3 protein-coding genes are annotated in these 11,318 nt (G+C 68.4%); 1 reads left to right on the top strand and 2 read right to left on the bottom strand.

Annotation, left to right across the window (positions count from 1 at the left end; translation table 11 throughout):
* Positions 1-85: 85 nt before the first annotated feature.
* Entirely contained in the window at positions 86-1,462 is a 1,377-nt protein-coding gene (locus CH339_RS22945) for an aminotransferase class I/II-fold pyridoxal phosphate-dependent enzyme (protein ID WP_111436741.1), read from the bottom strand.
* Positions 1,459-9,063 carry a type I polyketide synthase gene (locus CH339_RS22940; RefSeq protein ID WP_111436740.1) on the bottom strand — a complete coding sequence of 2,535 codons (7,605 nt, stop codon included), beginning with the start codon at positions 9,061-9,063 and terminating at the stop codon, positions 1,459-1,461. Before CH339_RS22940 ends, CH339_RS22945 begins: the two co-directional genes overlap by 4 nt.
* A 764-nt stretch (positions 9,064-9,827) precedes the next feature.
* On the opposite strand from CH339_RS22940, the gene CH339_RS22935 reads away from it, so the two are divergent.
* Positions 9,828-11,318: capsular polysaccharide export protein, LipB/KpsS family (locus tag CH339_RS22935; protein ID WP_111436739.1), on the top strand; the 1,491-nt coding region annotated here is incomplete at its 3' end.

The raw sequence follows: 11,318 nt of genomic DNA, 5'->3' as shown, positions 1-11,318 counted from the left end.
CACTCTCCTCCTCAAGGAAAGTGAATCAGACAAAACCTCCGGTGGGAATCCCCTATCGATTCAGATCAATCGCAAGGTGCTTTAATCAGGCGCCGCCGAGGATCTTGCCGAACTGGGAGCCCTGTTCGCGGATCTTGCCGAGTTCCTCCGCAGTTGCGGCAACGGTCTGGCGGATCTGCTCGCGGGTGTGCTCCGAGGTGATGAAGAAGCGCAGGCGCGCCGACTTCTCGGCCACGGCCGGGTAGATGATCGGCAGCGCGTTAATGCCGCGCTCGAAGAGACTGTTGGAAAGCATTGCGGCGCTTACCGAATCTCCCGTGATCACCGGGATCACCGAATAGCCCATGGACGGGCCCGTATCGAGCCCGGCCTCGGCGGCCAGCTCCAGGAACAGGCGACCGTTTTCGCGTAGGGCCTCGACCCGGTCCGGCTCGCGCAGCATGATTTCCACGGCCTTGGTCGAGGCCGCACCGACCGGCGGGGAAATGCCGACGGAAAAGACGAAGCCCGGCGCGCCGACCTTCAGATATTCCACCAGCGCCGAGGAGCCGGCGATGTAGCCGCCGCAGCCCGACAGCGTCTTCGACAGCGTGCCCATCCAGATCTCGACCTCGGTGGGATCGATCCCGAAATATTCCGCAATTCCGCGACCCGTTTCGCCGAGGACGCCGATGGAATGGGCCTCGTCGACCATCAGCCAGGCATCGTGGCGGCGCTTGATCTCGATGAGGCGCGGCAGGTCGGGGAAATCTCCGTCCATGCTGTAGAGCCCCTCCACCGCGATCAGCACCCGCTCGAAGCGCGAGCGGTGGTTGGCGAGCATCTCTTCCAGCGCATCGATGTTGTCGTGCGGAAAGAGCATGCGGGCGGCGCCGGACAGCTTGATGCCCTCGGTAATGGAGTTGTGGATCAGCGCATCGCAGATGACGAGGTCGTTCGGCCCCATCAGGTGACCGATGGAGGTGACGTTGGTGGCGTGGCCGGAGACCATGACGACGGCGTCCTCGACGCCGTGCATGTCGGCGAGCGCCTTTTCGAGATCCCGGTGGAACGGCCGCTCGCCGGCAACGACGCGGCTCGCGGAGACGGTGGTGCCGTAGCGCCGGATCGCCTCGGTGGCGGCCTCGGCGACCTCCGGATGGCCGTTGAGGCCGAGATAGTTATAGGACGCGAAGTTGATGTAGGTCTGGTTGCCGATCAGCGTGGTGTCGCGGGCCAGCGCCTCGTGCGGCCGGAAGAACGGGTTGTCGATGCCGATCAGCTCGGCCGCGGCGCGCTGCATGCGGTACTGCTTGACGTCGTCCAGCTCGGAGAAGTCGAACGCCTTCTTGCCGCCCTTGGCGCTCTGGCGGGCCGGCGCCGGGCGGCGCTCCTTCCGGGTCTTCTTGGCCGACCGGATGTCGGCAAGGAGCTGGTCCTTGGCGCCGCCGGTCAGGCCGCCCATGCCGCGTTGCTTGGTCATTTCAGGAAGTTCCTGAGCGTCTGGCTCTTTTCCTCGATGGCCGCGGCAATCGCGGTCATGTCTTCGCTGCCGGCGGTCTCGTGGTCCATGTGCCGTTGCGAGAGGGTTTCCATATCGGCCGAAATGCCGCTTTCCTCCTCGCCGAGGACGCGGGCGGTGACCTTGCCGGCGATGTCGGACAGGGTGGCGCCGTTGGCGATCGACATCAAGGGGATGTCGATGCCGAGGCGCTGTTCGGCGGCCATCCTCAATTCCAGCGCCATCAGCGAATCCATGCCGATCTCGGCGAGCGGCCGGTGGCGCTCGATTTCTTCTGCCGGCAGGCGCAGGATGCGGGCGATTTCGCCGGACAGAAGCTTGGCGACCGTCTCGATGGCCTGGGGCCGCTCGAGGCCGGAGATCAGCTCGCCGACATCGATCTCCGCGCCGCCTTCCGAACTCTCGGCTTCCAGGTCGGAGGCGAGGTCGGCAAAGAGCGGGGTGGCGAGCAGCGCCAGCTCCTTCTGGGCCGAGGCCCAGTCGATGCGGGCGTAGGCGATCGCGGCGTCCTGGGAATGGACCAGCAGGCGGCCGAGGCCGTCCAGCGCCTCGCGGGCACCGAGCGCGTGGCGGCCGAGCTTGCGGCTCAGCATGTCGTTGACGTCGGTGTTGCGGGCGAGGTAGCCGGCATCGGAAATCGCGCCCCAGGCGACCGCCAGCCCGGCCTTGCCTTCGGCGCGGCGCTTGCGGGCGAGCGCTTCCAGATAGGCGTTGGCGGCGACGTAGTTGGCCTGTCCCGGATTGCCGACGACGGTGGTCGCCGAAGAGAACAGGACGAAGAGGTCGAGATCGATGTCGGCGGTCAGCCGGTCGAGATTGGCCGCGCCGGCGATCTTCGGGGCGAGCACCTTTTCGATGCGGCTCTCGTCGAGATTGGCGATGAGGGCGTCGTCGAGCACCATCGCGGTGTGGAGGATGCCGGCGAGCGGCGGCATGTCCTTGGCAAGGTCCGCCAGCATCGTCTCGGTCGCCGCCGCGTCCGCGACGTCGCAGGCGATCGGCTTGACGGTGACGCCGGAGGCCTCAAGCTCGGCAATGCCGGCCTTCGCCTCGTCGGTGGCGGCGCCGCGGCGGCTGGTGATGGCGAGATTGCGGGCGCCGAGGCCGACGAGCCATTTCGCCGTTTCCAGGCCGAAGCCGCCGAAGCCGCCGACGATCAGGTAGGTGGCATCTTCCTTCAGGGCCAGCGGCTCGGCCGGCGGGCGGGCCGCGACGGCGCGCGGCGCGGTCAGGATGATCTTGCCGATGTGGCCGGACTGCTGCATCAGCCGGAACGCTCTGGTGGCATCGTTGCCGGAGAACTTGCGATAGGGCAGCGGCGTGAGCACGCCTTCCTCGAAGAGCTCGACCAGTTCGGCGAAGATGCGGTCGGCGATCTTCGGCTGGCGGGTGAGAAGCTGATCGGCGTCGATGCCGAAATAGGAGAGGTTCTGGCGGAACGGACGAAGGCCGATGCGGGTGTTGGCGTAGTAGTCGCGCTTGCCGAGCTCCAGGAACCGGCCGAACGGCTTCAGCACGTCGATGGAGCGCATCATCGCCTCGCCGAACAGCGAGTTCAGCACGACGTCGATGCCCTCGCCATTGGTGATCTCGGCGATCTCGTCGGCAAAGGTGAGGGAGCGGGAATCGAGCACGTGCTCGGCACCGAGCATCCTCAGGAAGGCACGCTTTTCCTCAGAGCCCGCCGTCGCGATCACCGTGGCGCCGCGCCAGCGGGCGATCTGCAGGGCGGCAAGGCCGACGCCGCCGGCGCCGCCATGGATGAGGACGGTCTCGCCCTCTTCCAGATGGGCCAGGTAGACGAGGGCGTAATAGGCGGTGAGGAAGGTGACCGGGATGGTCGCGGCCTCTTCCAGGCTGACGGTGGAGGGCATCGGCGCGCAGGCGCGCTCCGAAACCGTGACATGGGTCGCGAAGCAGGCCGGGGCGAAGGTCAGCACCTTGTCGCCCGGCTTGAAGCGGGCGACGTTCGGCCCGACGCGGGTGACCGTGCCGGCGCCTTCCATGCCGAGGGTGGGGCCGGCAAAGCCGTCCTCCAGCGCCTCTTCCGGCAACAGGCCGAGGGCCCACATGACGTCGCGGAAATTGAGGCCGCTGGCGGCCATCTCGATCTCGATCTCGTCGTTGGCCGGCTCGGCCCGGGCGACCCGGTGCCAGGCAAGGCCGTCGAGCGAGCCCTGGCGGACCATGTCGAGGCGGTAGCCGGCGTCCTCTTCCGGACCGTCGAACTCACCCGGCGAGGGCAGCACGCCGCCATGGACGACGCGAATGCCGCTGCGGCGGCTGGCGTCGAGCACGACCTCGCGCTCGGTGCCCGGCTCGGCGATTTCGCCGGCAAGCCGGCTGGCGGCCTCGCTCGGCTTCAGCGCCGGGGCGATGTCGATCATGCGCAATTCGATGCCGGGGAACTCGTTGGCGGCAACGCGGCCGAAGCCCCAGAGCGCCGTCTGCACCGGCCGGTGGACTGCTTCGTTGACGAGATCCTGGGCGGCGCCCGGCGCCACCAGCCAGAGGCGCAGTTCGGCATTGCCGAGGGCCTGGAGGAGGGCCGTCAGTTCCGTGGTCCTGCCGGTCACGGCGGCAAGCGGGGCCGTCTCGTCGGCGCCGACCGCCGACAGGTAGACGATTTCCGTGCCGGGCTCGGACAGGACGAGGCTCTTGAAGGCAGCGCGGTCGTCGTCGCTTGCCAGCGACAGCGTCCAGGTGCCGTCGCCCTTGTCCTTGGTGCGCTCGCCCGGGATCGCCGTGACGACGGTGCGGCCGTCGGCAAAGCTTGCGGCCAGCGCATCGGCGAGGGCGCGCGAGGCGCCGCCTGCTTCTGCGATCATGACGATGCGGGGAACAGCGGTTGTCGTCTCCTCGGCGGGGGCGGCGCCGTTGACGCGCCGCTTTGCCCGTGCCGACAGCATCAGCATGTCGGTGTCCGGATCGTCGATCTGGACGATGCCGCAATCGGCGAAGCCGGCCTCGGAAAGCTGGGCGGCCCAGTCTTCCGGTCCGCGCAGCATGGAGACGGGAAGCTCGTGATCGGTGGTCTCGGACCACCAGTCGGCGCCGATGCCGAACAGAAGGTCGAAGGTCAGGCTCGGCGCGATCTCGGTGGCGATGAGGGCGCCGCCCGGGGCCATCAAGTTCTTGATGTCGCGCAGCTTTGCCTCGTCGGCATGGGCAAGCCCGTTGGCCGAGACGACGAGGTCGAAGCCGCCATGGGCGGCGGTCTCCGTGGCGATGTCCTGGAACGCCATGTGGCTGCGGCCGGGCATGGCGGTGGCCCGCGCCTTGGCGCGTTCCAGCTCGTGGTCGTCGAGGTCGCTGACGGTGAGGCTGGTGAAGGCCGGATCGAGGAAGCGCGACAGCTCGTAGGTGAGCTGGCCGTTGCCGGCGCCGAGCTGCAGGATGCGCAGCGGCGCCTCGCGCGGCCAGTCGGCGGCGATCGCCTCCACGGTGCCGGCGACGGAGCAGATGCCGGGGATGAAGGACGGCGAGCCGGTGACCAGGTGGTCGACGACGGCCGGTGTGAAGAAGGCGGTCGCGGTGTCGACGAAGCCGTCTCTGAGGATGCCGGGAAGGGCGTCGTGCAGGTGGGTCAGCAGCGCCACCTCGGCGATGCGATCGGGGTGCTCGGCGACCAGCGTGGAGAGGATGTCGCGCGGATCGGGCAGGCCGCTTTCGGCCTCGATGCGCCAGCCGAGGTCGGTTTCCTCGGCAAGGTCCGCGGCCTCGAGCGCCAGCAGCAGCCGGTTGGCGAGGGTCCGCGTTTCCGGCGCGAGCAGGCCCTTGGCGATCGCGGCATCGGTCTTGAAGGCGGCAAGGTCGCCGTCGGCGATCGCGGCGATGCCGGCATAGGCGATGGCGCGGGCCGTCGCCTCGATCAGCAGCCAGGCCTCGGAGGTGTCGCGCTCTTCCGGATCGGCGTCGGCGCCGAGAACGAGATCGTGCTTGCGGGCATAGGCGAGGACATCGCCAGCGGCGAGGCCGGCAAGGGCGGAGGCCTCGCCGCGGCGGCCGAGCCGGCGGCCGACGGTGCGGTAGACCAGTTCGTCGGGCAGTTCGCGGCGGGCGAGCGGCACGGCGCGGAAGCGGGTGCCCTCAAGGACGGCGACGATCTCGCCGTCGGCGTCGACGAGCTCGAACGTCGCCTCGATGGAGCGGGGCGAGGCCCTGGTGACGCGGATGATGCCGTGGTCGGCCTGGACGCCGGCCTTGAACAGCCTGAGGCGGCCGATGCGGACCGGCAGGAAGCTGGTATTGGCCGGTGCGTCGCCGAGCTGGGCGATGAGCGCGAAGAGGCCGTGGAAATGGCTGTCGAGAAGGGTCGGGTCGAGGGCGAAGCCGGCATTCTCGGTTAGCGGACCGGGTGCCGTGAAGTCGACGCGGGCGGTGCGCGTTCCCGCGGTGGCAACGCCGGCGGCACGGCGGAAGGCGGGCCCGTAGAAGAGGCCGAATTCCTCGGTCAGGCGATAGAGGGGTTCCGCCTCAAGGCCGCCATCGACCTCCGGCACCGGCCCCTGCCGGTACGGCGTGTCGGGGAGCTTGGCGAGCGTGCCGCGCACATGCATCGACCATTCGTCGTCGGAGAGCCGGGCGCGGCTGTAGATCTCGAAGACGAGGTCGTCGGGCGACAGGCGCAGCAGCGTCTCGCGGGTGTCGTGGCCGTCGGCTGTGAGCGGGCGCATGATATCCATGTCGCGCAGCTCCAGCCGATCGGAGCCGAACCATTCGCGGCCGGCCGACAGGGCCATTTCCACGAAGCCGGCGGCGGGGACGACGACGGAGTCCTCGATCTTGTGGTCTTCCAGGAGCGGGACCAGTTCCGCGTCGATATGGTTGAACCATTCGCCGGCCTCGGCCCGCATGCGGTAGCCGAGCAGCATGTGGTTGCGGCCGTCGAGATAGGAGACGGCCTCCGACGTGCGGTCCGGGCGGTAGCTCTGGTTCTGCCAGGGATAGGTCGGCAGCACGACGCTGGAGCGCACCGGCTTGCCGAACAGCACGTCCTTGTCGACGGTGCCGCCGGCGGCATAGGTGCTGGCGACGATCTGGCCGATCGGGTCGACCTTGGTGCTGTCGTCCTTGTCGAGGGAGGACACGCAGGCGACCGAGATGTCGCGCGAGCGGTAGGTGTCGTTGGCGTAGGTGTTGAGCACCGGCCGGGGACCGATCTCCACCAGCACCCGGTGGCCCATGTCGGCAAGGGTCTCAAGGGCGGCCTGGAAATAGACCGGCCGGCGGACATTTTCCCACCAGTAGCCGGCGTCGAGGCTCGATCCGGGGACCGCCTCGCCATAGACGGCGGAGACGAAGGTGACGTCGCCGTCGACCGGCGTGATGTCCTTCAGCGTCTGGCGCAGGGGCGCCTCGATCGGATCGACGAGGGCGCAATGGAACGGGTAGTCGAGCTTCAGCCGGCGCACGGCCCAGCGCTTCTTGCGGGCGTATTTGCCGAAGGCGTCGAGCAGGTCGCCCGGCCCGGAAATGGTGACGCTGCGCGGGCTGTTGACGGCGGCGATCTCGATGCCCTTGAACTCGGGCGGGGAAATTGCCTCGCGCGCCTGATCTTCCGGCAACAGCAGGGCGGCCATGCCGCCGAGGTGACGGGTCACCTCCTGCTGGGTGGAGCGGGCGTGGATGACGCGCACGGCCTGGTCGAGGTCGAGGGCGCCGGTGGCCCAGGCCGCGGCAACCTCGCCGACGCTGTGGCCGGTGACGGCGGCCGGCTTGAGGCCGCGCTTGGCGAGCGCCTCGGTCAGTGCGACCTGGACCGCGAACAGCAGCGGCTGGGCGATCTCGGTGCGCTCGATTTCCGCTTCAAGCTCTGCCGAGAACAGGGTGGTCAGCAGCGACCAGCCGGCAACGGAGATGAAGCGCTTGTCGACGCGCTCCAGCGAAATGCGGAAATCGGCGTCGTTCTGGTAGGCGTCGCGGGCCATGCCGGCCCATTGCGAGCCGTTGCCGGAATAGAGGAACGCCACCTCGGTCGCCTTGGCGACGGCGCGGGCCTCCACATAGGAGGTGGATTTTTCCCGGGCGATGAAGGCGTCGATGCCGGCGAGCTTTTCCTTGCGGTCGCGGCCCATGATGACGAGCCGGCGGTCGAGCGGCTCGCGGGTGTGGGCGGCGGCGTTGACGATCGCCGCGGTGCGGGCGTTGTCGGCGCGCTCGATTTCCTCGCGATAGGCCGCGGCCAGCTCCGTCAGCGCCTCGGCCGACTGGGCCGACAGCACCAGGGGCGTGTGCTCGTCCGGTTCGTGGTCGGGGGCGGCAAGGTCGGAGGCGTCCGGATCGCGCAGGATGACGTGGGCGTTGGTGCCGCCGAAGCCGAAGGAGTTGACGCCGGCATAGCGCGGCTCGCCGTTGCGGGCGATCTTGGTCGGCTTGGTGACGACCTTGAGGTTGAGGCCCTCGAAGTCGATGTCCGGGTTCGGCGTGTCGAAGTGCAGAGACGGCGGCAGCACGTCGTGCTCCAGCGCCATCACGGCCTTCAGGAGGCCGGCAAGGCCGGACGCCGGTTCCAGGTGGCCGATATTGGTCTTGACCGAGCCGATCTTCAGCACGTCGGTGCGCTTGACGCCGAGCACCCTGCCGAGCGCGGAGGTCTCGGCCGGGTCGCCGACGCGGGTGCCGGTACCGTGCGCCTCGATGAAGGCCAGCGCGTTGGGGTCGACGCCGAACTCGCGGTAGACGTCGTCGAGCAGGACCGCCTGGGATTCCGGCGAGGGCAGGGACATGCCGACGGTGCGGCCGTCCGAATTGATGCCGGAGCCGACCAGCAGGCTGCGGATGCTGTTGCCTTCAGCGCGGGCGACGTCGGCGCGGCGGATGACGATGGAAACGGCGCCCTCGGAGCGCACGTAGCCCTGGCCGTCGGCGTCGAAGGCGCGGCACAGGCCGTCGGGCGACAGCATGGAGGCGCGCGCAAAGCCGATGAAGGCGAGCGGGGCCAGGAGCAGGTTGACGCCGCAGACGACGGCGGTGTCGATGTGGCCGGTGCGGATCGCCTCCAGCGCCTCGTGCAGGGCGACGAGGGAGGACGAGCAGGCGGTGTCGACGGTGAAGCTCGGGCCGCGCAGGTCGTAGATGTAGGAGATGCGGTTGGAGATGATCGACAGCGTATTGCCGGTCATCAACTGCACGTCGCCGGCGGCCGGATCGAAGATGAAACGATAGGAATAGTCGAGCGAGGAGGCGCCGACATAGACGCCGACCTTCTCGCCGGCGATCTTGCTGGCCGGAATGCCAGCATTCTCAAGCGATTCCCACACGACCTGCAGGAGCAGGCGCTGCTGCGGGTCGATCTGAACGGCCTCGCGCGGCGAAATGCCGAAGAACCCCGGATCGAAACCCCACACGTCGTCGAGCTGGCCGGCAGCCCAGGTGTAGCTCTTGCCGGGCACGGCACGGTTCGGATGGCCGAAGCGCGAGGTCGGCCAGCGGTCGCCGGAGACTTCGCCGATGACGCACGTCCCGTCGACGAGAACCTTCCAGAAGTCCTCCGGGGAATCGGCCGACGGAAGTCGGCATGCATAGCCGACGATCGCAATGTCGCGGGTTTCACCGTACATTCAAAAGCCGTTTGTTATTTGTCCGTTTTGCTTGTTTCGGCGCCGCGACGCAAGGAGCGTGCCGGGTGTGCTGGGTGTCGAAGCCACAAAAACGCATGTCGTCCCTCAAGGTCAACCAAATCCCCACGCGCGGCTGCCCGCGACCGGCGCAGGACGCTTGGTTTCTGGCCCCCACGACACCAAACTAAGCCTCGGGTCATACTGTATAGGTCAAAACTGCGCAAGCAGCGGACAACAGCCTGTGGGTGCCGCGAACCCTTGCCATCCTGCACCGCGTCCGGTGTTGATTCTTGAGGTTTTTTCAAATTTTGCCGCTCCCCGGTCGGTTGGGTGTCGAATTCACAAAGGTTTTCTTGCCGTATACCTTTGTCGTGGCCGGCGCTTCAAAATTTGTAAACCATTGTTACGTCCGGCCGTCGGCCGTTGTCCGGGCGATCCTCTGGGGTTGTCGAGCGGGCCGCGGTGCAACGGCGCGAACGCCGGGCAACCGGGCACACCAAGGCGTGCGCCGGGCCCGGCCATGCCGCGGTCACCGTCTGCTGGTCTTTTCCCCAGGCCTTTGCCGCAGTCCATCACGCGCTCCCGTTGCGCCGACCCGGCAGGGAATCCCCTTATCCCCTTAAGTGCGACGACTAATCGTCAAATGTGTCAGGTTTCAGGACAGGGAAAGGGCGCTCAGGAAGGATGCTGCGGCGTTTGTCAGCGGCCGGCGAAGCGGGTAAGGAGACGACAGATCCCTCTTGCCATCTTGCCGGGGCGTGCCGTTGGACCTTTCGAACCGTTCGATCCGCAAAGACGTCGCGGCCGTGTTTTCCACCGGCATGGTCAAGATCCCGCACCTTGAGGCGCTGCTCGGCGTCTCCGGCGTCATGGAATGGCCGTCCGACGCCCGTGCCGGCGACGTCGACATCGTCATCGGCTGGGGCACCAAGCCGACGGCGCGCCGGGCGCGGGCCTACGCCCAACGGAACGGCCTGCCTTACGTCGCCGTGGAAGACGGGTTCCTGCGCTCGGCCGGCTCGGCCTCGGCCAAGCTGCCGCCGGTCTCCGTCGTCGTCGACGACCGCGGCATCTACTACGAGGCCGCGCGGCCGTCGCGAATCGAACACCTCGTGCGCAGCGCGCCGCACCTCGATGCCCGGCGCCGGGCCGAGGCGAGGGAAGGGCTCGACCTGTTCCTGCGCCACCGCCTCACCAAGTACAACACGGTGGCCCCTGCCGGCAGCGGCGGGGGATCGGCGCGGCGGCGCTGGAAGGTGCTCCTCGTCGACCAGGTGTTCGGCGACCAGTCGATCGCCGGCGGGCTGGCCAGCGCCGGCAGTTTCCTGCGCATGATCGAGACGGCGCTGAGGACGTTTCCGGCCGCAGACATTGCGGTCAAGGTGCACCCCGACGTGATGGCCGGACGCGCCCGGGGCTATATCGACCGCGTTGCGCGGGACCAGGGCCTCCATCTCATCGCCGATATGGGCAACCCGCACGATCTTCTGGAGCGGGTCGATACGGTGTGGACCGTGACCAGCCAGCTCGGCCTCGAAGCCGCGTTCCGGGGCCTTCCCGTGCGCTGTTTCGGCGTGCCGTTCTACGCCGGCTGGGGCATCACCGAGGACACGCCCGACGACGGCAAGGCGCGGATGGCGCTCTCGCGGCGCGGCGAGACCCGCACGCCCCTCGACATCTTCGCCGCTGCCTATCTGGAATACGCCAATTATGCCGATCCGGTCGGTGGCAGGGTGTTCGGGCTGCTTGAGGCCATCGACCGGCTGGTCGCCTGGCGCAACCACGCCGAGGGTAACCGCATCGACACGGTCTGCGTTTCCTGGCCGTTCACCGAGCGCAGGGCGGCGCGGGCCTTCTTCAATGACGGCGGCAACCGGCTGACCTTCTCGGGACGGTTCCTCGGCCCGATCCTGGCGCGCCGGACGGATGCGCGGCTCTTGTTCTGGAAAGAGGTTCCGGGCATCGACCGGCACGCCGATCCGCGCCGCGCCGACCGGGCGGTCGTCGGGATAAGCCCGATGTCCTTCTTCGACCTGGGCGGGCCGGGCAAGGCCGCCACCTCGCTGGTCGTCGACGACCGGGCGCCCTTCGGCAAGGAGGGACGCCTCAACTGGGTGCTCGGCCACTATCCCTTCAACGGCGCCTTGCGGGCCCGCGGCACGGCGCTTGCCGAGACCCTCGTTGCCGGCCTTGCGGCCGGTGCCGGCGACGGGGAGCCGCGCGCGCGCGGCAAGGATCCGGTCCTCGTCGTGCTC

The organism is Rhodobium orientis, assembly GCF_003258835.1.
GTDB lineage: Bacteria > Pseudomonadota > Alphaproteobacteria > Rhizobiales > Rhodobiaceae > Rhodobium > Rhodobium orientis.
This window is presented reverse-complemented; position numbering and strand designations above follow the sequence as displayed.

Excerpts from the sequence above, each read along its gene's own strand:
- CH339_RS22945 (WP_111436741.1), bottom strand. The coding sequence starts at position 1,462 with ATGACCAAGCAACGCGGCATGGGCGGCCTGACCGGCGGCGCCAAGGAC.
- CH339_RS22940 (WP_111436740.1), bottom strand. The coding sequence starts at position 9,063 with ATGTACGGTGAAACCCGCGACATTGCGATCGTCGGCTATGCATGCCGA.